Origin of the sequence: Saccharopolyspora sp. NPDC047091, from assembly GCF_040643635.1 — a bacterium.
Lineage (GTDB): Bacteria > Actinomycetota > Actinomycetes > Mycobacteriales > Pseudonocardiaceae > Saccharopolyspora_C.
In genome coordinates this window covers 72,379-95,855 of sequence record NZ_JBEYUS010000007.1, presented here as the reverse complement: position 1 = coordinate 95,855, position 23,477 = coordinate 72,379, and the positions used below count along the sequence as shown (strand labels likewise).

Here is a 23,477-nt window from a genome sequence, read left to right as displayed (position 1 = left end):
GGTCGGAGCGGGGTCAGGCCTCGGGGGCCGCGAGCAGTGCGTCCAGCTTCGCGGCGTCGTCCGTCTCGGCCGGTGCGGCGCCGCTGACCAGGCCGGACCCGGCGGGAGCCGCGGCCGGGTCGGTGCCGTGCTCCAGCACCGCGTTGTCGGCATCCACGAAGATCACCTTCGGCCGGTAGGAGCGGGCCTCCACCTCGTCCATCACCCCGTAGGCGATGAGGATCACCAGGTCACCGGGCTGCACCAGGTGCGCGGCGGCCCCGTTGATGCCGATCACGCCGGAGCCGCGCTCGCCGGTGATCACGTAGGTCTCCAGCCGGGCGCCGTTGGTGACGTCGACGATCGCGACCTGCTCGCCTTCCAGCAGGTCGGCGGCGTCCATCAGGTCGGCGTCCACCGTCACCGAGCCGACGTAGTGCAGGTCGGCCTGGGTCACCGTGGCGCGGTGGATCTTGGACTTGAGCATGGTGCGGAACATCGCGAACTACTCCCCTCACCGCCCGCGGCGGTCGGAAGATCGTGGGCCGGGCTGCTACTCCACCGGGCCGAGCTGGACGAGCGCGTTGTCGAGGAGCCGGGTGCCGCCGACCTGGGCCGCCACCAGCAGCCGCGCCTCGCCGGTGGCGGGCGCCGGGCCGAGGTCGGTGTCCCGCAGCTCCAGGTAGTCGGTCGCCACCAGCGGTTCGGAGTCCAGCGCGGCGCGCGCCGCCGCCAGCACCGCCGCCGCGCCGGAGCGGCCCGCGTGCACCCCGGCCGCCATCGCCGCGGACAGCGCGAGCGCCGCGCGCCGCTGGTCCGCGTCGAGGTAGGCGTTGCGGGACGACAGCGCGAGCCCGTCGGCCTGGCGCACGATCGGCACGCCCTGGATCCTGGTGTCGAAGTTCAGATCCCGCGCCATCCGGCGCACCAGCACCAGCTGCTGGTAGTCCTTCTCCCCGAACAGCGCCAGGTCCGGGCGCACGATGCCGATCAGCTTCGCGACGACGGTGAGCATCCCGTCGAAGTGCCCCGGCCTGCTCGCGCCCTCCAGCTGCTCGCCGAGCGAGCCCGCGGTGAGGCCGATCTGCCGGTCCGCGGCGTACATGTCGGCGGGTTCGGGGGCGAGCACCAGCTCGACGCCTTCGGCGCGGCACGCCTCCAGGTCCGCCTCGAAGGTGCGGGGGTAGCGGTCCAGGTCCTCGCCCGCGCCGAATTGCAGCGGGTTCACGAAGATCGACACCACCGTGACCGCGGCGGGCACCTTGCGGGCAGCGCGGATCAGCTCCAGGTGCCCTTCGTGCAGCGCGCCCATCGTCGGCACCAGCGTGATCGGGCGGCCGGTCGCGCGCAGCGCGCGCGTCACCTTCGCCAGCTCCGCCGGACGCCGGTGCACGGTGAGTTCCCGCGCGGTGTAACCGGGGCCCGCGCCCACCCCGTCGGCCGTGGTCATCGCTGCTCCTCGTCGAGTACTTCGTGCACTTCGGTGGCGGACCGGGCGTCGAGCAGACCGGCCTGCTCGGCGCGGTCGGCGGTCCGCCGCGCCATCGCCGCGTAGCCGGCGACCATCTCCGGCGCCGATTCCCGCAGCGAACCGAGGTGCGCGCGGACCGTGCCCACATCACCCCGGGACACCGGTCCGGTGAGGCCGCGGTCGCCGAAGCGCAGCGCGTTGTCCAGCGAGGCGGACAGCACCGGGGCCATCACCCGGTCCGGGATCTCGATCCCGGCGCTGCGCAGCAGGTCCGCGCACTCGTTGACCAGGGTGATCAGGTGGTTCGCACCGTGCGAGAGCGCCGCGTGGTAGATCCGGCGGGCGTGCTCGGGGACGCGGACCGGTTCGGCGCCGAGCTCCAGCGCGAGCACCTCGCCGACGTTCCACGCCGCCTCGTCGTCCGGGGCGGTCACCGCGGCGCAGGCCGTCGCCAGCCGCTCCACGTCCTCGGCCCGGCCGGTGAAGGTCATCGCGGGGTGCAGCGCCAAGGTCAGCACGCCCAGCTCGGCGGCGGGTTCCAGCGGGGCCACGCCGTGGGCGCCGCAGGTGTGCAGCAGGATCTGCCCGGCGCGCAGCGAACCGGTGGCGACCAGGCCGCGCACCAGGCCGGGCAGCACGTCGTCGGGAACCGCGAGCACCACCAGATCGGCGGCGTCGGCGACCTCGTCGGGCGGGCGCACCGGCACCGCGGGCAGCAGCTCCTCGGCTCGGCGCAGCGAGGCGTCCGACACCGCGGACACCGCCACCACCTCGTGCCCGGCGCGCGCGAGCGCCGCCCCGAGCACCGCACCCACCCGGCCCGCGGACACCACTCCGACCCGGAGCCGGGGTCCCGCGCCTCGACCTGGCGGACGTCCGGCAGACATCGACACGTCGTCCTCCCAACCGTTCCAGTCCCGCAGCGGGTACCGGACAGCAGCGCGAGAGTAGCCCGCCGCGGGGCGTCCGCGTCGCGGCGGGTGGCGAGGACCACCCGGTCCGCGCGGACGTCCGGATCAGCCGCGCGGCGGGTGTCCGCCGTGCTCGCCGGGGCGCGGCGGGGCCTGCCTCGGCGGGCCGGCCTGCGGGTTCGGCGGCCTGCCCGGCGGGCCCTGCGGGGGCCTGCCGCCCGGCTGCTGCCTGACCTGCTGCGGCGGGGTCGGCTGCGGTGGGGCGGGGCGCCGCTGCTCACCGGCGAGGTCCGGCCGGGAGCGGGTGGCGCGGTCCGGCTGCGGTGCCGCCGGTTCGACCGGGCGCTGCGGGCGGGCACCCGGGCGGCGCACACTCTGCGTCAGCTCGTGGATCTTCACCCGCGCCGTCTGGAACGCGTCCTGCGAACCGACCGCGGACCGGCGCGCGGCCTTCAACTCCTCGATCAGCTTCTCCCGGCGCGCGCGGCGGACGGCGCTGGTGGTGCGGCCTTCCGCGGCCCGGTGCTGCAGGAACGCCAGCTCGGTCACCGCGATCTGGTAGTCCCGCACGGCCTTCGCCGGTTCCGCGCCCGCGCTCTGCCGGACCTTGCGCTGCCAGCCGCGGCGGCCCGCCAGCGAGGCCAGCATCTCCACCTCGCTGCGCGGGATCAGCCCGGCGCGCTGCAGCACCGGCAACTGGTCGGCGACGATCCGCTGCTCCCGCTTGCGCTGCCACACCACCAGCCAGCCGGTGCCCGCGAAGATCGGCAGCATGATCAGGAAGTACACGTTGAGGAAACCGGTGCCGCCGAGCAGCGTCGACGCGTTCCACGCCGCGTGCAGCAGCACCGCCACCAGGAACCCGGCGGCGGGCCACAGCACCCGCTTCGTCGTGTCCGTGGTCCGCGAGGCCAGCCCGATGCCGATGCCGACCATCGAGGTGAACAGCGGGTGCGAGAACGGCGCCAAGACCCCGCGCAGGATGAACACGGCGATCACCCCACCGGCCGCATTGCCCCAGCCGCCCTCGGAGAAGGCCTTGCCGAAGTACAGGATGTTCTCGGTGAACGCGAACCCGGCCGCGGTCAGCCCCGCGTAGACGATGCCGTCGACGAGCCCGTTGAACTCGGAGCGCCGCCAGAACCACAGCGACACCACGAACAGCGCCTTCGCGCCCTCCTCGACCAGCGGCGCCATCAGCGCCCGCTCGAAGAACAGGTGCTCGCTCGGCCCGAACAGCAGCTCGCCCAGCCCGACCACCGAACCGTTGAGCAGCAGCGCGCAGCCCGTCGCTCCCCCGGCGCCCCACAGGAACGCGCCGAGCATCAGGATCGGCGGCTCCGGTTCCCACCGGTCGATCCACACGATCGCGGCGAACACCACGCCGACCGGGATCAGCGCCGCCAGCGCGCCCACCAACGCGGGCAGCACCCCGACCCTGGAGGTGGCGACACCCACCATGACCAGGCCGATGATGCCGAGCAGCAGCAGCCCGGCCACCGGCCAGCCGACCGCGGAATGCTTGCGGGTCTGCAACCTGCGCGCGCCGGAGAGGTCGGGCGCAGGACCGGGGAGATCAGGTGTGGACACGTCCGAAACCCTAGAACGCGGCCGCGGGGGGCCACACCGCCTGGGGGCGAATCCCGCGCTCCTCGGACGCGGCTCCGGTCAGGGGACCGGCTGCCGGGACCGAGCGGCGCAAGCGGCTGGACCGATCACCTCGGCGGTCCGCTCAGCCGCGGCGCCTGCGGCGGCGCTTCGATTCGCGCCCGTCGCCGGAGTCGCCGTAGGCGGCGAGCAGGTCGGTGACCGAGGTGCCCTCGGTGTGCGCGCCGGCCGCGACCTGGCTGGTGGGCAGCCGGCGGTCGGCGGCCTCGGCGGCCTCCGGCGCGGCAGGCGCGGGAGGTGCAGCGGGCACGGCAGGCGCGACGGGTTCGGGAGCGCTCTCGGGAACCTGCGCGGCGGGCTGCGCCGGGGTGGGGTCGGTGGGCGGCTGCGGCGCGGGATGCGCGGCCTGCGGGGCCGGTTCCGGTTCGGGCCGAACCGGGCGCAACCGGTCCGAAGTGGACTCGGGCCAGGCGCCCTGCGCGCCGGCGGGCGGCGGCTGCGGGCGGCGGGCTTCGGCGGGCTGCCGCGGCGCGGGCCTGCCGTGCGGGGGCCGGGACTTGCGGGGCTTCGACGGCCGCGGCGGCGGCTGCTCCACCTGCGGCGGCTGCGGAGCGGGTTCGGCGGGCTGCTCCACCTGGCCCTGGTGGGCGGGGGGCAGCTGCCTGCCGCGCCCGTCGGGGTGCTGGATGATCCGCGGCTGCGCGCCGGTGTCGCCGACGATCCGCTGCTGGGTGCCGGTGTCGCCGACGATCCGCGGTTGCTCGCCGGTCGCAGGCCGTTCCGGCAGCGACCGGACGCGGGTGGATTCGGCGCGCAGCGCGACCCGCTCGAACAGCACGTCGCCGCCGAGCATGTGCTCCAGGTTCTGCCGCAGCGCGCGGAGTTCCGCCTTCAGCGCCTGGATCTCCGCGTCGGACTCGGCGGCCGCGGTGCGCCGGGCCTCCACTTCGGCCGCCGCTTCGAACTCGCGGCGCGCGGCGATCTCCCGTTCCAGTTCGAGCTCGTAGACGCGCTGCCGTTCCGCTTCCCGCTCCACCGCCGCGGCGGCCTTGCCGCGCAGCTTCGCGACGCCGAACGCGCCGAGCAGCGCCGCCCACAGCGCGGCGACCAGACCGAGCTTGAGCACCCGGGAATCGTTGCTCACCACCAGGATCGCGGTCGCTGCGGCGGCGAGGACGAGGGCACCGACCCACAGCACCGACGGTCGCTGATCAGCGGCTGCGGAACGGGCGGAGTCGGACATGACCACACGGTACCCGGCCTTTATCCGATCGAGACCCGCAGGGAACGCGACGATCACCGGTTCGTCAAGGCGGCCCACACCGGAACGCCCGAACGGAGCAGCGTTTCGTTGGCGCGCAAGAGGAATCCCCGTTCCCGCGGGTGCCGCCGCCGAGCGCCGGGGCCGCGCCACCCCACCGGTTCCGCGCCGCTGGCGGCGAACGCGCCGTGGCCGCGCGACGACCGCCGGTCAGCGATCCTCGTCGTCGTACGGCTCCTCCGGGTCGTCGGGGTTGCGCAACGAGCTCTCCAGCCACAACCCCGCGGCCACCAGCGCCGCCGCGCTGATCAGGCCGACCACCGCCGCCGTGGTGTCCTCCCCCGCCGCCTGCACCGAATCCCGGATCGGCAGCAGGTAGCCGAGCAGCCCGCCCCACACGCCACCCATGATCGAACCGACCAGGGAGGACGCCTTCGCCAGCGCGACCGCGCGCGCCGCGGGCAGCGCGTCCACCGGTTCGGTGCCGGGCTTGCGCTTGATGCGCGGCCGCAGGGTCACCGCCAGCAGCACGTCGACGACCGCGATCAGCAGCAGCGTCGCGCCCGCGAGCGCGGGAAGCCGCGGCAGGCCGCCGTAGGCGAGGCTCGCGCCGACGTAGGCCAGGACGGCCGCGACCAGCGCCGCGACGACCAGCTGCCGCGCCGGGGTGAACTGCATCCGCTCTTGCTGCCGTGGTGCCACGATCCCAGCATCGCAGAACGCGTGAAGCGGGCGGCGGCAGCCGGTGGGCCGCCCGGTCCGGAAAACGGGCTTGAGCCTCCACCGGCTGGAGGGTCGAGGGTCTGGGACGTGGACGACGCGCAGCGCTACACGATCGGAGAGCTCTCCCGGCGGACCGGGCTGAGCGTGAAGACCATCCGGTTCTACTCCGACAGCGGTGTCGTGCCGCCCACCGACCGCACGCACGCGGGCTACCGGCGCTACGACGTGGCATCGATCGCGAAGCTGGAACTGGTGCGCACCCTGCGCGAACTCGGCGCCGGCTTGGACGAGGTGCGCCGGGTGCTGGCCGCGGAGACCACGGTGCGGCGGCTCGCCGAGACCCAGCTGGTCCTGCTGGAGGACCAGCTGCGGTTGCTGCGGACCCGGCGCGCCGTGCTGCGGGCGGTCGCACGACTGGACGAACCGACCGAAGGGGTGAAGCTCATGCACAAGCTGGCGACGATGTCCGACGCCGAGCGCGACCGGATCATCGACGAGTTCTGGGACGGGACGATCGGCGGCCTCGACGTGGACGCCGAGTTCGCGGCCTGGATGCGCTCGGCGAAACCGGCCCTGCCGGACGACCCGAGCACCGAGCAGGTGGAGGCGTGGATCGAGCTCGCCGAGCTCGTCACCGACGACGACTTCCGCCGCGCCGTCCGCGAGCTGTGGGAGCAGCAGGCCGCGCAGCGCGCCACGGGCGAGCACGCGCCACCGGTGCAGAAGCAGGAGCAGGCGGCCGAGTGGTGGGCGCTGTTCGACGCGATCCGGGAAGCGCAGGAGGCCGGGCACGAACCCGGCTCCGCCCGCGGCAGGGAGATCGCCGAGCGCGGCGCGGCGCTGTGGGCCGAGCAGCGCGGCGCCGCGGACGACGCGGCGGGCCGCGCCGAGCTCGTCGCGGAGTTCGGCAAGCCGTACGACGAACGGATGTCCCGCTACTGGGAGCTGCTCGCGATCATCAACGGCTGGCCGCCGCACCCCACCACGGAACGCCAGACCCGCTGGCTCGCCGAAGCGGTGCGCGCGCTCTGATCCCGCAGGGTGGGCGGACCCGCTGCTCGCGGGCCGTCCACCTGCGGATCAGGGGCGGAGCAGGAGATCGTCGCGGCGGGTCACGGCGGCGACGTCGGCGGCGGGCAGCGCCTCGATCAGCTCGGCGATCGGGCCGTGCCCGGGCAGGACCGCGGCCGGTTCCAGCACCGCCCACGGGACGAGCACCGTCGCCCGTTCCGGCGTCCCCGGGTGGGGCAGCAGCAGCTCCGGATCGTCGCTGCGCACGCCGTCCACCAGCACCACGTCCACGTCGAGGGTGCGCGGGCCCCAGCGCTGCTCGCGCACCCGCTCGGCCGCGCGCTCCAGCTCCTGGCCGCGCCGCAACCAGCCCCACTCGTCGACGCCGTCGGCCCGCACCACCAGCACCGCGTTGAGGAAGTCCGGCTGGTCCAGCACGCCCCACGGCGCGGTCTCGTACACCGGCGACACGGCCTCGACCGCGTCCCCGAACCCGGCGACCGCGGACCGCAGGTGCGCCAGCCGGTCCCCCAGGTTCGATCCGAGGGACAGCACCGCCCGGCTCACGCCGCGCCCCCGCGGGCCGCGCGCCGCGACCGGCGGATGGTGACCGCCACGTCGGCGAAGGTCAGCGGGATCGGCGCGGACGGCTTGTGGATCGTGACCTCGGCCGCGTGCGCCCGGTGGTCGGCCATGATGCCGTCGGCGATCTCCGCGGCCACCGTCTCGATCAGGTCGCGCGCCGGGCCCGCGACGACGTCGGCGGCCCGCTGCGCCAGCTCGCCGTAGTTCAGCGTCTGCGCCAGGTCGTCGGAGGCGGCCGCACCGGCCAGATCCGCCCACACGGTGATGTCGACCAGGAAATCCTGGCCGTCCCGCTTCTCGTGCTCGAACACGCCGTGGTTGCCGCGCACCCGCAACCCGGTCAGCGCGATCCGGTCAGCCAACGGTCCCTCCCGCGTTCCAGGCCGCGGCCACCGCGACCGCGTCCAGCGAACTCCGCACGTCGTGCACCCGCACCGCCCACGCACCGCGATCCGCGGCCAGCGCCGACACGGCCGCCGTCGCCGTCTCCCGGCCCGCCGCCGGGCGCGGCTCGCCGTCCGCACCGGCCAGCAGCCCGCCGAGGAAGCGCTTGCGGGACGCGCCCACCAGCACCGGGAACCCCAGGTCCACGAACTCGCCCAGCCGGTGCAGCAGCGCCCAGTCGTGCTCGCCGGTCTTCGCGAAGCCCAGGCCGGGGTCGAGCACGATCGCGTCCTCCCGCACCCCCGCCCGCAGCGCCGCGTCCACCTGCGCGAGCAGTTCGGCGCGCACCTCGGCGACCACATCGCCGTAGGCGGCCAGCGAACCCATGTCCTTGCTGTGCCCGCGCCAGTGCATCAGCACCCACGGCAGCCCGGTGTCCGCGGCGACCCGCGCCATGTCCGGATCGGCCAGCCCGCCCGACACGTCGTTGATCACCGAGGCACCCGCGGCGGCGGTGGCGGCCGCGACCTCGGCCCGGGTGGTGTCCACGCTCACCGGCACCCCGGCGGCGACGAGCTCCGCCACCACCGGCAGCACCCGTTCGACCTCGGTGGCCGCGGCGACCCGGTCCGCGCCCGGCCGCGTCGACTCGCCGCCCACGTCGACGATGTCCGCGCCCAGCTCGAACATCTCCACGCCGTGCTCCACCGCGGCCTTCACGTCCAGGTAGCGGCCGCCGTCGGAGAACGAATCGGGCGTCACGTTCAGCACGCCCATCACGGCGCAGCGCTGCGGCCGCGGCAGGAACGCACCCATCACGAGCCTCTGATCAGCGACAGCGCTTCGGACCGGGAGGACGCGGAGCTGCGGAAGATGCCGCGCACCGCGGACGTCGTCGTGGTCGACCCGGCCTTGCGCACCCCGCGCATCCCCATGCACAGGTGCTCGGCGTCCACCACCACGATCACGCCGCGCGGTTCGAGCTTGCGCACCAGCGCGTCCGCGACCTGCGAGGTCAGCCGCTCCTGCACCTGCGGGCGCTTCGCGTACAGGTCGACCAGCCGCGCCAGCTTCGACAGGCCGGTGACCCGGCCCTTCTCGTTCGGGATGTAGCCGATGTGCGCGACCCCGTGGAACGGCAGCAGGTGGTGCTCGCACTGCGAGTACATCGGGATGTCGCGGACCAGCACGAGCTCTTCGTGCGCCTCGTCGAAGGTGCGGTCCAGCACCTCGTCCGGGTCGGTGTAGAGCCCGGCGAACAACTCTTCGTAGGCGCGGGCCACCCGCTGGGGCGTCTCCCGCAGGCCTTCCCGATCCGGGTCCTCCCCGGCCGCGAGCAGCAGCTCCCGGATCGCCGCCGCGGCGCGCTCCTGGTCGAATGCGGGCCGCTCGAAACCGCCCCGGGCGTCGTCCTGCCCGGGCTGCTCACCGAGACTGCTGGTCACGTGTCGTTCCTCCACCGGCTCACCGCACCGAAGAGGGGCACCGCCGACGTGCGACGGTGCCCCTCTTCCGGTCTTGTCGCTCGGGCGCTCAGCGACCGCTCTCGCCCTTGTCCTCTCCCCGTTGCTCCGGGTCCGGGGACTGCTGGGACTCCGGGGACTGCTGCGGGGTCTGCTGCTGGTCGGGCCCGGTGCTCGCCGCGTCCTGCTGCGCACCCTGCTGGGCCTGCTGCGCACCGGCGGCGGGGTTCTGCTCCGGGGGCTGCTGCTGCGGCCGCTCCCACGACGGGACCCACTGCTGGTACTGCTGCTGGCCGGTCCCGCCCGGGGCCGTCGCCGGCGTCCAGCCGGGCGGGGCTCCGTAGTTCGGCGGCACCGCCTGCGGCTGGCCGTACTGGCCCGGCTGCCCCTGCGGGGCCTGCCCGTACGGCTGCTGCCCCTGCGGGGGCTGCTGGCCGTACGGCTGCTGGACCTGCGGCTGCTGGACCTGCTGGGGCTGGCCCTGCGGGTGCGGGAACTGCACGGTGCCCTGCCCGCCCTGCGGCTGGTCCTGGTTGTGCTGACCGGCCGGAACCGCGCCCGCGGGCACCGAACCGTTCGGCACCGGGTCGCTGAACCGCGGCGTCTCGACCGGCGGGGGCCACGGCTCGCCGCGTTCGATGGCCAGCTCGCCCGGGGTCTTGATCGGCGGCTTCTCCGACGGGGTGCGCCCGCCGAAGTCGTTGAACGCCGTGATCCGGGGCCGCTTCTCGACCTTGGCGAAGATCCGCTCCAGGTCCTTGCGGACCAGCGTCTCCTTCTCCAGGACCTCCAGCACGAGCTCGTCGAGGACGTCGCGGTAGGTGTTGAGCACCTCCCACGCCTCGGTGTGCGCGGCCTCGATGAGCTTGCGCACTTCCTCGTCGATCTCGTGCGCGACCTCGAGCGAGTAGTTCGGCTGCTGCCCGGCGGAGCGGCCCAGGAACGGGTCGCCCTCCTCCTTGCCGTACTTGACGGCGCCGAGGCGCGCGGTCATGCCGTACTCGGTGACCATCGCGCGGGCGATCTTGGTCGCCTGCTCGATGTCGCTGGAGGCGCCGGTGGTGGGCTCGTGGAACACGAGCTCCTCCGCGGACCGGCCGCCGAGCGCGAACACCAGGCGCCCGATCATCTCCGAGCGGGTCATCATGTCCTTGTCGTCCTCGGGGACGACGAGGGCGTGCCCGCCGGTGCGGCCGCGCGGCAGGATCGTGAGCTTGTAGACCGGGTCCACGTCGGGCATCGCCCAGGCGGCCAGCGCGTGCCCGCCCTCGTGGTACGCGGTGATCTTCTTGTCCCGCTCCGAAATGATCTTGCTCTTGCGGCGCGGGCCGCCGATCACCCGGTCGACCGACTCCTCCAGCGCGGCACCGGTGATCAGCTGGCCGTTCTCGCGGGCCGTGAGCAGCGCGGCCTCGTTGACCACGTTCTCCAGGTCGGCGCCGGAGAACCCGACGGTGCGCTTGGCCAGGCCCTCCATGTCGGCGTCCTGCGCCAGCGGCTTGCCCTTCGAGTGCACGCCCAGGATCGCCTTGCGGCCCCGCAGGTCCGGCGCCGAAACGGGGATCTGCCGGTCGAAGCGGCCCGGGCGCAGCAGCGCCGGGTCCAGGATGTCCGGCCGGTTCGTCGCGGCGATCAGGATGATGCCGCCGCGCGAGTCGAACCCGTCCATCTCCACCAGCAGCTGGTTCAGCGTCTGCTCGCGCTCGTCGTGCCCACCGCCGAGGCCCGCACCGCGCTGGCGGCCGACCGCGTCGATCTCGTCGACGAAGATGATGCACGGCGCGTTCTGCTTGGCCTGCTCGAACAGGTCGCGGACGCGGGAGGCGCCGACACCGACGAACATCTCCACGAAGTCCGAACCGGAGATCGAGTAGAACGGCACGCCTGCCTCACCGGCGACCGCGCGCGCCAGCAGCGTCTTGCCGGTGCCGGGCGGGCCGTACAGCAGCACGCCCTTCGGGATCTTCGCGCCCAGCGCCTGGTAGCGGCCCGGGTTCTGCAGGAAGTCCTTGATCTCGTGCAGTTCCTCGACGGCCTCGTCCGCACCGGCGACGTCGTTGAACAGCGTCTTGGGCATGTCCTTGGTGAGCTGCTTGGCCTTGGACTTGCCGAAGTTCATCACCCGGTTCCCGCCGCCCTGGACGTTGTTCATCATCCACATGAGGACGAGAACGAGCAGGCCGATCGGGAGCAGGTAGATCAGCATCTGCGTCCAGAACGAGTCCTGGGTGACTTCGGTGTTCCACTTCTCGACGTTCGACCGGCGGATGTCGTCGACCACGGCGTCGGTGGCACCGGCGGGGTACTGCGCCATCAGCTGTTCGCTGTTGGCGAAGTTCTGGCCCTGCTTGAGGGTCAGCAGTACCCGCTGTTCCTTGTCCTGGATGGTCGCCTCGGCCACCTTGCCCTCGGAAATCTGCCGGAGGGCGTCTGAGGTCGAAACCGGCTGGTAGCCCTTCGTCTCGTCGAAGAGCACGCTGAGGCTCATGATCAGCGCTAATCCCGCCAGGATCCAGAGCAGCGGGTTACGGAGCAGGCGCTTGAGGTCCATTCACTTGCGGCCGGCGGTCGGCCTCGACCCTCCCTGACTTCACTTCGGGCAACGGCACCGGTGAACGGCGCACGAACCGTCGCCGCCGTCAACCCCCTCGGACCAGCGTACCGGCCGCGGCGAGCGCGCCACCACGCCGAGCGTTGTGCAGGTCGGCAACCCTACCCCGGATCGGAACCGGACCTTTCTCGCACCCGGCCCGGCCTGCGAGGAACGCGGCTACCGCCCGGAGGTGTAGACCTTCGGGTCGAGGGTGCCGATGTAGGGCAGGTCCCGGTACCGCTCCGCGTAGTCCAGGCCGTAGCCGACGACGAACTCGTTCGGGATGTCGAACCCGACGTAGCGGACCGGCACGTCCACCTGCACGGCGTCCGGCTTGCGCAGCAGCGTGCACACCTCCAGCGAGGCGGGGTTGCGCGCGGTCAGGTTCTTCAGCAGCCAGGACAGCGTGAGTCCGGAGTCGATGATGTCCTCGACGATCAGCACGTGCCTGCCCGCGATGTCCCGGTCCAGGTCCTTCAGGATCCGCACCACGCCCGAGGACGAAGTGGACGAGCCGTACGAGCTCACCGCCATGAACTCCAGCTGCGCGGGCCGCGGCAGCGCCCTGGCCAGGTCGGTCATGAACATGACCGCGCCCTTGAGCACGCCCACCAGCAGCAGGTCACCGCCCTGCGCGTCCTGGAAGTCCTCGGCGACCTGCGCGGCCAGTTCGGCCGTCTTGTCCTGGATCTGCTGCTCGGTGATGAGCACCGAAGCGATGTCGCCGTCGTACACCGGACCGGCTTCCCCTCTCGCTGTTGGACGGACGTTCATCCACCGATCACCCGACCGGCGGTTCCCCGTCCACCACGTTCCACCTGAAGCGTGCCATGCGTCCGGCGGAGCACAAAGCCGCCCGGGAGCGCGTGCGGGCCCTGACCGCGCCACGCGCCCGCGAGCGCGTCCGCGGAGCGCAGGTGCGCGTCGGACACCTCGGCAACCCCGCGTTCCAGCAACCAGCCGCGCAGCACCCGCCTGCGGAGCGCGGGCGGGTGCTCGGCGAGGGCCGTCGCATCCAGGTCCGCACCCCGTTCGACCTGCGCGCGGACCGCGGCGGCGAGCTCGTCGAAGGCGTCGGCGTCGTCCTGCAGCTGGCGGGCGGTGCGGGCCAGCGCACCGGCGACGCCGCCGTGCAGCACGTCCTCCAGCAGCGGCAGGACCGCTGTGCGCAACCGCACACGCGTGAACCGGCTCTCGCCGTTGTGCGGGTCCTGCCACGGCACGAGCCCGGCTTCGGCGCAGGCCCGCTCGGTCGTCTCCCGCGGCACGTCCAGCAGCGGCCGCGCCCACGGCGGGGACCACGGGCGCATCCCGGCGATGGACCGGGCGCCGGATCCCCGGCCGAGCCCCAGCAGCACCGTTTCGGCCTGGTCGTCGCGGGTGTGGCCGAGCAGCACCGCGCCGCCGTCGGGGCGGTCCGCGTCCAGCGCCGCGTACCGGGCCCGGCGGGCGGCGGCTTCCGGCCCACCGCGGCCGGTGACCTGCACCGGCAGCACCCGCACGTCGCCGATGCCGAGCTCGGCGAGCTGCGCGGCGGCCCGCTCGGCCACCGCCGCGGAGTCCGGCTGCAGGCCGTGGTCGACGATCCGCGCGCGCACCCGCAGGTCGCGGCCGCGCGCGAGGTGGGCCGTGGCGGCGGCGAGCGCCAGCGAGTCGGCACCGCCCGAGCAGGCGACCACCAGCGGGGCGCCGCGCAGCGCGGGGTGGGCGGCTAGGAGGTCGCGGACGGCGGTCCGCACGGCCAGCAGCGCCGGCCCCGCGGCGCGCTCGGATCGGCCGGAGGTCACCGGCCCATTCTGATCGGCCCGCGCCCCGCGCCACGACCCAGGTCAGCGGCCCGCTCACCCGCGCGGCCCGGGCCGATGGCCGTACGCCCGGCCGCGCCCGGGCGCTCGGGTACGCCCGCGTGCTCGGGCGCGGCCGTCTGCTCAGGCGCGGGCGGGTTCTCGGGGGCCGCCGTGTTCGGACGTGGACGGATTCCCGGGGTTGCCGAGTCCCCGGGGGCGGACAGGTTTCCGGCGGACCGGTCGTCGAGATCTCCACCCCTTCGCGGGTCCCCGGGCGCGGACGGGTTCCCGAGTGCGGCCGGGTGCTCGGGGGTGGACAGGTTCCCGGGGCCGCCGGGTTCGGGGGACGAACAGGTTCCGGAGTTCGGACAGGTCCCCAAGCGTGGTCGGGTTCCCGAATACGGACAGATCCCCAAGCGCGGCCGGGTTCCCAGGTGCGGACGGATTCCCCGGTTCGGTCCCGGTTCCTGGACGCGGACGGATTCCCAGGTGCCCGCCGTGTGTTCGGGGGGCGAACAGATCACCGGGCACGGACAGGTCCCCAGGCACAGCCCAGTTCCCGGAGCGGACGGATTCTCAGGCGCCGGCGGGTTCCCGGGCGCGGCCGGGCGCGGCGGCGCGGACGGATCGCGGGCGGTCAGCCGTGGACGCGGCGCAGCCAGGACGCGGGGTCGGTGGTCTCGACGCGCGTCGGCAGGTGCTCCGGGGAGGTCCACACCGCGTTGAAGCCGTCCATCCCCACCCGGTCGACGACGTGCCGGGTGAACGCGGCGCCCTGCGCGTACTGCCGCATCTTGGCGTCCACGCCGAGCAGGCTGCGCAGCAGCCGGTCCAGCACCCCGCCGCCCTGGCGGCGCTCGGTGAACCGGCGGCGGATGGTGGCGACGCTGGGCACCACGCTCGGCCCGACCGCGTCCATCACGTGGTCCGCGTGCCCCTCCAGCAGGGTGGACAGCGCCAGGATGCGGTCCAGCGCGGCGCGCTGCCGCGGCCCCTGCAGCAGTTCGACCAGGCCGAGCACACCGGGGCTGGACTGCGCGTCCGGCCCGGACCGCACGCCGCGCACGACCGCGGGCAGCCTGCTCAGCAGCTCACCGGGCGAGGACTCCAGGTCCGAGAGCAGCTCGCCGAGGCTGTCGGCGAAGTGGTCCCGCAGCCACGGCACCGCGTTGAACTGCAACCGGTGCGTCGACTCGTGCAGGCACACCCACATCGTGAAGTCGTCGACGGGCACGTCCAGCGCCCGCTGCGCGGCGACGATGTTCGGCGCCACCAGCAGCAGCCGACCCGGCCGGGTACCGCGCTCGCTGGGCAGGAACGGGTCGTACTGGCCGAGGACCTTGGTACCCAGGTAGGACAGCACCAGCCCGGCCTGGAGGCCCGCTCCCCGGGCGCCCAGCCCGCCGAGCGGATCACCGCCGGAACCCCGGGAGCGCAGCGCCATCCCGGTGATCTCGGAGAGGCCCTGCGCGGCCGCCCGCACCCACTCCCGGCGGTCCACCACGTCCCCTTCGAGCACCGGCAGGTCCAGGCCGAGCCCGGTCAGCTCCCGCACGTGCGTTTCGGCGGCCACCCCGGCCCGGCGCAACGCGCGGACCGCGTGCACCGCGTCCTCGCGGGGGATGTCGGGTCCGCTGTGCATCAACCGGCCGGCGGTCGCCGCCGCCAGGTCCCAGTCCAGCGAGCGCTGCGCGTCATCCCGGCCGTGCGGTCGGGGCGGCAGCGTGGCGGAGCGCGGAGTCACGGAATCGACGGTACTCCGATCGCGGGCCCCGGCGACACCACCGGCCGTGCCCGCGACAGGCCCGCGATCAGCGGCAACCGCACTGCTGGACGGCCGCGACGACCTCGTCGAGCGCGGGCCGGACCTGTCCGGAAGAGCTGTCGCTGTTGGACATCAGCGCGAACACCAGCAGCCTGCCGTCCTCGGTGAGGATCGTCCCGGACAGGCTGTTCGCCCCGTCGAGGGTGCCGGTCTTGGCGCGGATCCAACCCCGGCCCGAGCCGTCGGCGTAGCGGTCGGTGAGGCTGCCGGAGCCACCGGCGACGGGCAGGCCGGTGAGCAGCGCCCGCAGCTTCGCGCTCCTGGCAGGCAGGCCGCCGTCGCGCTCCGGCTCGGCGGCACTGGTCATCAGCCCGGCCAGCACCTTCGCCGGAATGCGGTCCTCAGTGGACAGACCGCTGCCGTCGGACATCCGCACGCCGGTGAGGTCGACGTGGTTGCGCTGCAGCACCTCGCGCACCGCCTGGACCGCACCGGCGAAGGACGGTTCCTTCCCGGTCTTGATCGCGACCTCGCGGCCCAGCGCCTCGGCCAGCACGTTGTCCGAGTGGATCAGCGTGCTCTCGACCAGCTTGCGCATCGTCGCGGACTGCACCGCGCCGAGCCGCTGCGCACCGCGCGGCGCGGTCCCCTCGGACACCGCGGAGGCGGGCACGCCGAGCCGCTGCGCGAGTTCCCGCCCGGCCTGCTCGGCGGGGTGCTGGGTCCGCTGGTCGTACTCCGCGGTCGGGTCGCCGGTGCGCCCGCCGTCGGCCATCACCGACTCCATCGGCGCCATGATCCCGGCGGGGACGTCGGCGGGCAGCCAGCCCGGGGCCAGCGACGGCCCCCGGTAGCGGCTGGTGTCCACCTGGATCGAGGTGACCTGGCCGCCGGTCGCGGCCCGCACCTGCTCGGCGAGGTCGTCGAAGCGGCCCGCGCCCGGGTACACCGACTCCTGGCCCGCGGGCATCGTCGACAGCGTCGGGTCGCCGCCGCCGACGAGCACCACGCTGCCGGGCTGCGCGCCGCGCACCACCTCGGTGGTGAACCGGGCGTCGTGGTCGAGCTCCAGCATCGCGGCGCTGGTGGTGAGCAGCTTGCCGGTGGAGGCGGGCATCATCGGCGTGTCCTGCTGCCGCTCCCACAGCGTCTTCCCGGAGCGCACGTCGACGACCACGCCGGTGACCGGGTCCAGCACCGGGTTCGACAGCGGCCCGCTGACCGCCGCCGCGATGCCCGAGCCCGTCGGTTCGGGCGCGTCCGTCCCGATCGGCCGGATCGACGGGGACAGGTGCACCGGGGCGGGCGGATCGGCCAGCTGCGCGGCGCTGATCCCGTTGACCAGGGCCGGGACGCCGACGGCGAGGCCCGCGCCGAGCACGACCACCGTCAGCACCGCGAGCAGCACCGTGGCGCGCTTGCGGCGCGGTGCGGGGACCGCTGCGGCGGGAGCGTCGTGCTGCTCGTCGTGGTCCTGGTAGCGGTCGTCCCCGTAGTGGTCGTCCTGGTAGCGGTCGTCCTCGTGCGGTTCGGCCTGCTGCGCGGAGTGCTCCTCCGACCGCGGGCGCTGCGGCGCGGCGGGCACGGCGAAGTCCTGCGGCTGCGCGGAACGCTGCGGCGGCTGCGGCGGCGGCTGCGGCGGGCGGTGCGGCGGCGGGACCGGGATGGAGCGCGGCGGCGCGGGCTGCGGGCTCTGCTGGCCCTGCTGGCCTTGCGGTCCTTGCTGGCCCTGCTGCCCTTGCTGCCTGCCGGGCGGCGGGCCGGAGAAGTCGGGGCGCCGGAACTGCTGGGTCCGCTCCGCGTCCGAGGGGCCGGGCACCGGGCGCGCGGGCTGCTGCGGCGCGGGCGGCACGATCGGGATGCGGGTGGTCGGCGGGCCCTGGTCGAAGGCCTGCGGGCGCGGGCGGTCGGCCGGGCGGTCCTGCGGCGGCTCGGTGCGGCTCCGCTGCTCCGGCCCGCCCTGCCGGGGGCCGGGCTGCGGCTGGCCGGGCTGCTGCTGGCCGGGCTGCTGCTGGTCCTGCTGCTGGCCGGGCTGCTGCTGGCCGGGCTGCTGCTGGCCGGGCTGCTGCTGGCCCGCCTTCCTCTGATCCGGCTGCTGCTGGTCCTGCTTCTGCTGGTCCGGTCGCTGCCGGCGGTCCTGCTGCTCGCGGCGCCGGGTCTCCTGCTCCAGGTCGGCGAGGCTGAACCGCTGGGTGTCCTCGATCCGCCGGAACTGCTGGGTCTGCTCGGCGGGCGGCGGGCCGATCGGCGTGCCGGAATCGGCGGTGAACGCGGAGTCCACCGCGGGCGGCTGCTCGACGCTCGGCCGCGGATCGGTGGACGAGGGCGGGGCGGCACCCGCATCGGCGGAGAACGCCGAGTCCACGGCCTCGTCCCGATCGCTCCCGGTCTCAGCGGGCTCGCTGGTCTCGGCGGGCTCCGGATCGGCTTCGACGCGGGCCTGCTCCGCGGTCGGCCACTCGTCGCGGACGCGCTCCTCGGCGACCTGGCCGCGATCGCCCCGGGCCGGCGCGTCGTCGACGACGGGCAGCCGGCCGGTCGCGGTGTCGGCGGTCGGATCCCGATCGGTGCCCGAGGTGGTGCCGCGGCCGGTGTCGCCGGTCGCGTCCTCGTCGGCCGTCGCGGCGCGGTCGGTCTCGGCGACCTGCTCGGTGGTGGTCCGGTCGGCGAGCGCGCCGCGGTCCAGGCGTTCCGTCGCGGGCGCGGTGGCGGGACGGTCCGTCGCGGCCGGGCGCTCGGTGGTGCCGGTCCGGTCGGCGTCCTGCCCGGTGCTCGGCGCCGCGGGCACCGGCTGCTGCGGTCCGGTGGCCTCGACGTCCTCGGTGAGTTCGGCCTGCGCGGCCACCACGGTGTCCGGGGGCACGTCCACGCCCGCGGCGGCACCACCGGTCTCGTCGTCCGCCGCGGCCGGTTCGGCCGGCGCCGAGGTGACCGGCTGCTGCGGCCCGGTGACCTCGACGTCCTCGACGAGTTCCGCCCGGCTGGCCGCGACGGCCTGCTGCACGTCGGTCGACTCGAGGTCCGGCGTCGCGGGCTCGGCCCGCTCCTCGGCAGTCCGCTTCGCCGGATCCCGCTCTTCAGCGGCCCGATCCTCGGTGGCCTGCTCCTCGGTGGCCCGTTCCTCGGTGGCCTGCTCCTCGGCAGTCCGATCCTCGGCAACCCGCTCCTCAGCGGCCCGCTCCTCGACGGCGGGCTGTTCGGCGGTGGGCTGGGCCGTGGGTGCCTGCTCGGGGTTCTCGTCCGCGCGGTCCTGATCCGCGGGTGTCCGCTCCGCAGATCGCGCCGCGGACGGCTGCGCCGCCCGCTCGGAGTCGTCCGATCCCTCGGCGCGGTCGGTCCGGTCCCACTCGGTCTCGTCCGCGTCCTGGTCGGCGGAGCGCTCGCTCGCGTCGCCGGTGCGGGCCTTCTCAGTGCCGTCCGCGTCCGCCTCGTCGGCCGCTCCGGTTCCGCTCGCCGAGCTCCCGTCGGCCCGGTCGGGTCCGGTGCCGGTGCTCGTCGCCCCGGATTCCGCGTCACCCCGGTCCGCATCGCTCCGGTCCGCATCGCTCCGGCCCGCGTCGTCCTGGCCCGCGTCACCCCGGGCTGCGTCGGCAGCGTCCGTTCGGGAACCGGTGTCGGCGGTGGTGCCCGTGAGCTCGGACCGGACGATGCGCTGGGTCGCGGTCGTCGAAGCCTGCTCGGCAGCGCGCTCCTGCCCGGACGCACCGCGCTCCGCCGAGCCGGACCCGGTCGTGCCCGCAGTGCGCTCCGCGTCCGGTTGCCGCGGTTCGGAGGACACCGAGTCCGCGGACCCCATGTCCGGTGACACCGCAACAGGTGACGCCGCATCCGCGGCTCCGCCGTCCGCCGGACGGGCGTCCGAGTCCGCGTCCCCCGCGGGCCGCGCTCCCGGCGAGCCCTCGCCCGCGCGCTCGTCCACCGAGTCCTGCCCTGCCGAACCCCGGCCCGCGGAACCTCGGCCCGTCGGCTCCTGGCCCGCCGCGGGCCGGCCTGCCGTGCCCTGCTCCGTCGGGCCCTGGTCTGCAGCGCCCTGCTCCGTCTGGCCCTGGCCTGCAGCGCGCTGCTCCGTCGCGCGCTGGTCTTGCGCGCCCTTCGTCGCGCCCTGGTCCGCAGCCTCGTCCGCGGCCTCGTCCGAACCGGCCGCGGTCGTGGCCGCCTCGCCGCCCGGCACGTCCCCGCTGAACGAGGTGTCCACGCCGCCGGAGATCCGCCCGGTCGCCTGGGATCCGGTCGCCTGGGATCCGGCCACCTGGGATCCGGTCGTCTGCCACCCGGAGAAGTCGTGCGCGGCGGCCTCCCGACCTGAGCCGGAGTCCACCGAACCGACGAAGCCGACCGGCCGGGACGTGGCCCCCGGCTTCGGCGCGGCCGGGACGTCGCCGCTGAGCGTGCCGCGGACGGTCGATCCGGATGCCCCGTCCCGGGCTCCGCCTGCCGAGTCCTCCGCGCCGGGGCTCGCCGCCCCGGCCGATCCGCCGCGGTGCTCGGGAGCGTCGTCCTGCTGCTCCGGGTCCTGCGTCGGGAAGTCCTGCTCGTCGCCAGCGGCGCCCGCGCCCGAACCGGCATCGCCCGAACCGGCGTCACCGGAACCGGCATCGCTCGATTCGGCGCCGCCCGATTCGGCGCCGCCCGATTCAGCGCCGCTCAACGCGGTGCGGCTCGAACCGGCGGTGTCCGATCCGACGCTGCTCGATCCGGCATTGCTGGATCCGCCATTGCTGGATCCACTGCTGCCAGGTTCGGCGTCATCAGCGCCGGTGCTGCTCGAACCGGCGTCATCCGGCACGTCTCGTTCGGCGTCGTCCTCCTCGGCTTCGGGCAGCCGACCGGACACGGTCCGCCCCAGGGCGCCGACCTTCGATCCGGCGGTGTCCCGACCGGAACCGGCCGATCCACCCGCCCCGGATTCGTCCTGTTCCGCACCGGAATCAGCGGAGTCGGCATCCGCCGATCCGGCCGAGCCGGACTGGGCATCCGCGGACTCGGCATCCGCGGACTCGGCATCCGCGGACTCGGCATCGGCGGGCTGGGCACCTCCGGAACCGGCGCCTCCGGACTCGACGACTCCCGAACCGGCATCGGCGGACTCGGCACCACCGGCACCGGAACTGCCGGCACCGGCCCGGGCGGACTCGGCATCGCCGGACTGGTCATCCTTGGGCTCGGCAGCTGCGGACTCGGCAACAGCGGCCGCGCCGGCAGCGGACCCGGAATCAGCGGCGGACTCCCTCGCCCCGGCCTCGGTGTCCTGCGCGGTCCTCGCGGTACCGGCGTCCCCGGTACCGGTGCCCGCCGCGCCGCTGGAGTCGGTTCGATCAGCCTTCACCGGCTGTCCATCGCCGGAAGGCTCCGATTCGTTCCCGCGCGCGGAACCGGCGTCCTCCTGGTCCTCGACCGGGAATCCGTCCGCGTCGCCCTCGGCGGGCCACTGCTGTTCGGAAGACTCGTCGCCCGGCGAACCTGCTGCTGAGGCGCTCGAGGACCCCTCGGTGGCATCGGGCTCGGACACCTCACCCCGGAGGCGGTGGGGTTCGGGCACGGGCTTCCTCCTCGACGGTTCGCCAGACTGCCAGATGCGAGCTGCCGCACTGCGGTGGGGCTCGGCGCGCGGCCGTGGTCCACACTAGACGTGGTCGTGCCGCATCACGGGCGGCCACTCCGACGTGTGAGCCTGCGGCTCGACCTCGGGTGACGCCGTGCGGTGACCGACGAAATCATCGCAGGTCAGGACACTGGCGATGTACGGGACCGGGATGCGGGACCGGCCTGGCAACGGCGGCCGGACGGTCGGGCACAGCCTCGACGAGCAAGCTGGCGAGAACGAGTGAGGAACCGCGTGGACTTCGACGTCACCATCGAGATCCCCAAGGGGAACCGGAACAAGTACGAGGTGGACCACAAATCCGGCCGGATCCGGCTGGACCGGACGTTGTTCACCGCCACCCAGTACCCGGCCGACTACGGCTTCGTCGAGGACACCCTCGGCGAGGACGGGGACCCGCTGGACGCACTGGTGCTGGTGCAGGAGCCCACCTTCCCCGGGTGCCTGATCACCGCGCGCGCGGTCGGCATGTTCCGGATGCGCGACGAGAAGGGCGGCGACGACAAGGTCATCTGCGTCCCCTCCGACGACCCGCGCCAGGAGCACCTGCGCGACATCCACCACCTGGCCGAGTTCTACCGGCTGGAGATCCAGCACTTCTTCGAGGTCTACAAGGACCTGGAGCCCGGCAAGAGCGTCGAAGGCGCCACCTGGGTCGGCCGCACCGAGGCCGAGGCCGAGATCAAGCGCTCCTACGAGCGTGCCAAGGAGCAGGGCGACCACTGACGCCCTGGACAGCCCGAAGGCCCTTCCCGCAAGCTCCGCGGGGAGGGCCTTCGCCGTGTCCGGGGGTTCACCGCCGGTGGCCGAGGGCCGTCGACACCTCGGCGGCGGCCGCCCGCACTCGGGGCCCGAACTCGCGCAGCTCGTCCATGCCGTGTTCCAGGGCGAGGGTGGAGACGCTGATCCCGCCGACCACGGCACCCGAGTGGTCCCGCACCGCGGCCCCGGTGCAGCGCACCCCGGCCTCGTTCTCCCCGTCGTCGAGGGCGTGCCCGGCGGCCCGCACCTCCGCGAGCTGGGCGGTCAGCTCCGGCCAGCCGGTCAGCGAGTTCGCGGTGCGCGCGGGCAGCTCGCCGGGGCCTGCCAGTGCCCGCGCCGCGTCCGGTTCCAGCTCCGCCAGCACCGCCTTGCCGATGGCACTGGTGTGCCAGGGCAACCGCATCCCGACCCGGGAACCCATCCGGTACGGCTTGTCCGGTTCGACCTTGTGCACGTACAGCAGCTCCCCGCCGAACCGCATCGCGAAGTGCACCGTGCAGCCGGTGTCGTCGCGCAGCCGCACCAGCGCCGGATCGGCCTGCACCGCCGGGTCGAAGCGGTAGAGCACCTTCCCCGCCAGCGCCAGCACCCGGTCCCCGGTGCGGTAGCCGCTGTCGTCGGTGCGCGCGAACCCGGTCTCCACCAGCACCCGCAGCAGCCGGTGCACCGTCGACTTGGGCAGGCCGGTAGCGGCGGCGAGCTCGGTGACGCCGCCGTGGTCGGGCAGCGCCTCCAGCACGCGCAGCGCTTTGCGGACGGCGCCGGGGCCGTCGGCGGTGGCCCCGGGGCCTTCGGAAGTGCCGGTCACCTGGCCATCCAACCACCGTCGACGACGAGGACGTGCCCGTTGACGTAGTCCGCCGCGCCGGAGGCCAGGAACACCGCGGCCCCGACCAGGTCGGCGGGTTCACCCCAGCGTCCGGCGGGGATGCGGGAGCCGATCTCGGCCGCCCGCTCCTCGTCGGCCCGCAGCGCGGCGGTGTTGTTCGTCCGGATGTAACCGGGCGCGATCGCATTGACCTGCACCCCGTGCGGCGCCCACTCGTTGGCGAGCGACTTGGTGAGCCCGGCGACGGCGTGCTTGGCGGCGGCGTAGGCGGGCACCCGCAGCCCGCCCTGGAAGGACAGCAACGACGCGATGTTGATGATCTTCCCGTGGCCGCGGGCCAGCATCCGCTCACCGGCGAGCCTGCAGAGCAGGAACACCGCGTCCAGGTCCACGTCCAGCACCCGCCGCCAGTCGGCGTGCGAGACCTGGGCCGCGGGCTGCCGGTGGATGATCCCGGCGTTGTTGACCAGCACGTCGATCGGCCGCCGGTCCAGCAGTGCCGCCAGTTCCGGTTCGGCGGCCGCGGGATCGGCGAGATCGACGCCGACGCCCTCGGCCCGCACCCCGAGCGCCCCGGCCTGCTCCGAAACCTCTCCGAGGTCGTCGGTGCGGCCCAGCAGCACCAGGTCGGCGCCCGCCCCGGCCAGCCCGAGCGCCACCGCCCGGCCGATGCCGGTGCGGGCGCCGGTGACCAGTGCGGTGCGCCCGCGCAGCGAGAACAGCTCGGCGTTCATGCCCACCTC

19 protein-coding genes are annotated in these 23,477 nt (G+C 74.5%); 2 read left to right on the top strand and 17 right to left on the bottom strand.

All coding sequences use genetic code 11. The features are described from left to right. Positions 1-13: 13 nt before the first annotated feature. From panD to ABZ805_RS05800, 6 genes are all read right to left on the bottom strand, one after another. A complete protein-coding gene (panD, locus tag ABZ805_RS05825) occupies positions 14-478 on the bottom strand; it encodes an aspartate 1-decarboxylase (RefSeq protein ID WP_358434940.1) in 465 nt (154 codons plus the stop codon). A 54-nt stretch (positions 479-532) separates the two neighbouring features. After that, positions 533-1,429, bottom strand: a complete 897-nt coding sequence (gene panC / locus ABZ805_RS05820) for a pantoate--beta-alanine ligase (protein ID WP_358434938.1) — start codon at positions 1,427-1,429, stop codon at positions 533-535. Continuing rightward, positions 1,426-2,337: a DUF2520 domain-containing protein gene (locus tag ABZ805_RS05815; RefSeq protein ID WP_358434935.1), complete on the bottom strand. Its 912-nt coding sequence runs from the start codon at positions 2,335-2,337 to the stop codon at positions 1,426-1,428. The genes panC and ABZ805_RS05815 overlap by 4 nt, the downstream gene beginning before the upstream one ends. 129 nt (positions 2,338-2,466) lie before the next feature. Next, on the bottom strand, positions 2,467-3,951 hold the full coding sequence (locus ABZ805_RS05810; protein WP_358434933.1) for a PrsW family intramembrane metalloprotease: 1,485 nt from the start codon (positions 3,949-3,951) through the stop codon (positions 2,467-2,469). Between the two features lie 142 nt (positions 3,952-4,093). Then, positions 4,094-5,212, bottom strand: a complete 1,119-nt coding sequence (locus ABZ805_RS05805; RefSeq protein ID WP_358434931.1) for a DUF6779 domain-containing protein — start codon at positions 5,210-5,212, stop codon at positions 4,094-4,096. Positions 5,213-5,440: 228 nt separating this feature from the next. Further along, positions 5,441-5,908 (bottom strand): DUF3180 domain-containing protein, encoded by a 468-nt coding sequence (locus tag ABZ805_RS05800; protein ID WP_358435091.1) that lies wholly within the window; start codon positions 5,906-5,908, stop codon positions 5,441-5,443. A 132-nt stretch (positions 5,909-6,040) separates the two neighbouring features. Between ABZ805_RS05800 and ABZ805_RS05795 the strand changes: the two genes are divergently transcribed. After that, positions 6,041-6,985 (top strand): MerR family transcriptional regulator, encoded by a 945-nt coding sequence (locus tag ABZ805_RS05795; RefSeq protein ID WP_358434928.1) that lies wholly within the window; start codon positions 6,041-6,043, stop codon positions 6,983-6,985. 48 nt (positions 6,986-7,033) lie between these two features. Here ABZ805_RS05795 and folK read toward each other — a convergent pair whose 3' ends face one another. From folK to dacB, 9 genes are all read right to left on the bottom strand, one after another. Then, a complete protein-coding gene (gene folK, locus ABZ805_RS05790) occupies positions 7,034-7,531 on the bottom strand; it encodes a 2-amino-4-hydroxy-6-hydroxymethyldihydropteridine diphosphokinase (RefSeq protein ID WP_358434925.1) in 498 nt (165 codons plus the stop codon). After that, on the bottom strand, positions 7,528-7,911 hold the full coding sequence (gene folB / locus ABZ805_RS05785; protein WP_358434922.1) for a dihydroneopterin aldolase: 384 nt from the start codon (positions 7,909-7,911) through the stop codon (positions 7,528-7,530). Before folB ends, folK begins: the two co-directional genes overlap by 4 nt. Further along, entirely contained in the window at positions 7,904-8,749 is an 846-nt protein-coding gene (folP, locus tag ABZ805_RS05780) for a dihydropteroate synthase (protein ID WP_358434919.1), read from the bottom strand. The genes folB and folP overlap by 8 nt, the downstream gene beginning before the upstream one ends. After that, on the bottom strand, positions 8,749-9,378 hold the full coding sequence (folE, locus tag ABZ805_RS05775; protein WP_358434916.1) for a GTP cyclohydrolase I FolE: 630 nt from the start codon (positions 9,376-9,378) through the stop codon (positions 8,749-8,751). The genes folP and folE overlap by 1 nt, the downstream gene beginning before the upstream one ends. 88 nt (positions 9,379-9,466) lie before the next feature. Further along, positions 9,467-11,947 carry an ATP-dependent zinc metalloprotease FtsH gene (ftsH, locus tag ABZ805_RS05770; protein WP_358434913.1) on the bottom strand — a complete coding sequence of 827 codons (2,481 nt, stop codon included), beginning with the start codon at positions 11,945-11,947 and terminating at the stop codon, positions 9,467-9,469. Positions 11,948-12,166: 219 nt separating this feature from the next. Then, positions 12,167-12,724, bottom strand: coding sequence for a hypoxanthine phosphoribosyltransferase (hpt, locus tag ABZ805_RS05765; RefSeq protein ID WP_358434910.1), 558 nt, complete (start codon positions 12,722-12,724; stop codon positions 12,167-12,169). Positions 12,725-12,759: 35 nt separating this feature from the next. Further along, on the bottom strand, positions 12,760-13,776 hold the full coding sequence (tilS, locus tag ABZ805_RS05760) for a tRNA lysidine(34) synthetase TilS (RefSeq protein ID WP_358434907.1): 1,017 nt from the start codon (positions 13,774-13,776) through the stop codon (positions 12,760-12,762). A gap of 637 nt (positions 13,777-14,413) precedes the next feature. Then, positions 14,414-15,499: a zinc-dependent metalloprotease gene (locus ABZ805_RS05755; RefSeq protein ID WP_358435088.1), complete on the bottom strand. Its 1,086-nt coding sequence runs from the start codon at positions 15,497-15,499 to the stop codon at positions 14,414-14,416. 88 nt (positions 15,500-15,587) lie between these two features. Continuing rightward, positions 15,588-20,867: a D-alanyl-D-alanine carboxypeptidase/D-alanyl-D-alanine-endopeptidase gene (dacB, locus tag ABZ805_RS05750; RefSeq protein ID WP_358434904.1), complete on the bottom strand. Its 5,280-nt coding sequence runs from the start codon at positions 20,865-20,867 to the stop codon at positions 15,588-15,590. A gap of 510 nt (positions 20,868-21,377) precedes the next feature. Here dacB and ABZ805_RS05745 point away from each other — a divergent pair. Continuing rightward, complete coding sequence (locus tag ABZ805_RS05745) at positions 21,378-21,869, top strand: inorganic diphosphatase (protein WP_358434902.1); 492 nt, start codon at positions 21,378-21,380, stop codon at positions 21,867-21,869. 67 nt (positions 21,870-21,936) lie between these two features. Here the strand turns inward: ABZ805_RS05745 and ABZ805_RS05740 are convergent, their stop codons facing one another. Further along, positions 21,937-22,713 carry an IclR family transcriptional regulator gene (locus ABZ805_RS05740; protein ID WP_358434899.1) on the bottom strand — a complete coding sequence of 259 codons (777 nt, stop codon included), beginning with the start codon at positions 22,711-22,713 and terminating at the stop codon, positions 21,937-21,939. Further along, the gene (gene kduD / locus ABZ805_RS05735) at positions 22,710-23,468 is read right to left on the bottom strand and encodes a 2-dehydro-3-deoxy-D-gluconate 5-dehydrogenase KduD (protein WP_358434897.1); all 759 of its coding nucleotides are present in this window, start codon (positions 23,466-23,468) and stop codon (positions 22,710-22,712) included. The genes ABZ805_RS05740 and kduD overlap by 4 nt, the downstream gene beginning before the upstream one ends. Positions 23,469-23,477: the final 9 nt, after the last annotated feature.

Coding starts and splice junctions, on each gene's coding strand:
- panD (WP_358434940.1), bottom strand. CDS start 478: ATGTTCCGCACCATGCTCAAGTCCAAGATCCACCGCGCCACGGTGACC.
- panC (WP_358434938.1), bottom strand. CDS start 1,429: ATGACCACGGCCGACGGGGTGGGCGCGGGCCCCGGTTACACCGCGCGG.
- ABZ805_RS05815 (WP_358434935.1), bottom strand. CDS start 2,337: ATGTCTGCCGGACGTCCGCCAGGTCGAGGCGCGGGACCCCGGCTCCGG.
- ABZ805_RS05805 (WP_358434931.1), bottom strand. CDS start 5,212: ATGTCCGACTCCGCCCGTTCCGCAGCCGCTGATCAGCGACCGTCGGTG.
- ABZ805_RS05800 (WP_358435091.1), bottom strand. CDS start 5,908: ATGCAGTTCACCCCGGCGCGGCAGCTGGTCGTCGCGGCGCTGGTCGCG.
- folP (WP_358434919.1), bottom strand. CDS start 8,749: ATGGGTGCGTTCCTGCCGCGGCCGCAGCGCTGCGCCGTGATGGGCGTG.
- ftsH (WP_358434913.1), bottom strand. CDS start 11,947: ATGGACCTCAAGCGCCTGCTCCGTAACCCGCTGCTCTGGATCCTGGCG.
- kduD (WP_358434897.1), bottom strand. CDS start 23,468: ATGAACGCCGAGCTGTTCTCGCTGCGCGGGCGCACCGCACTGGTCACC.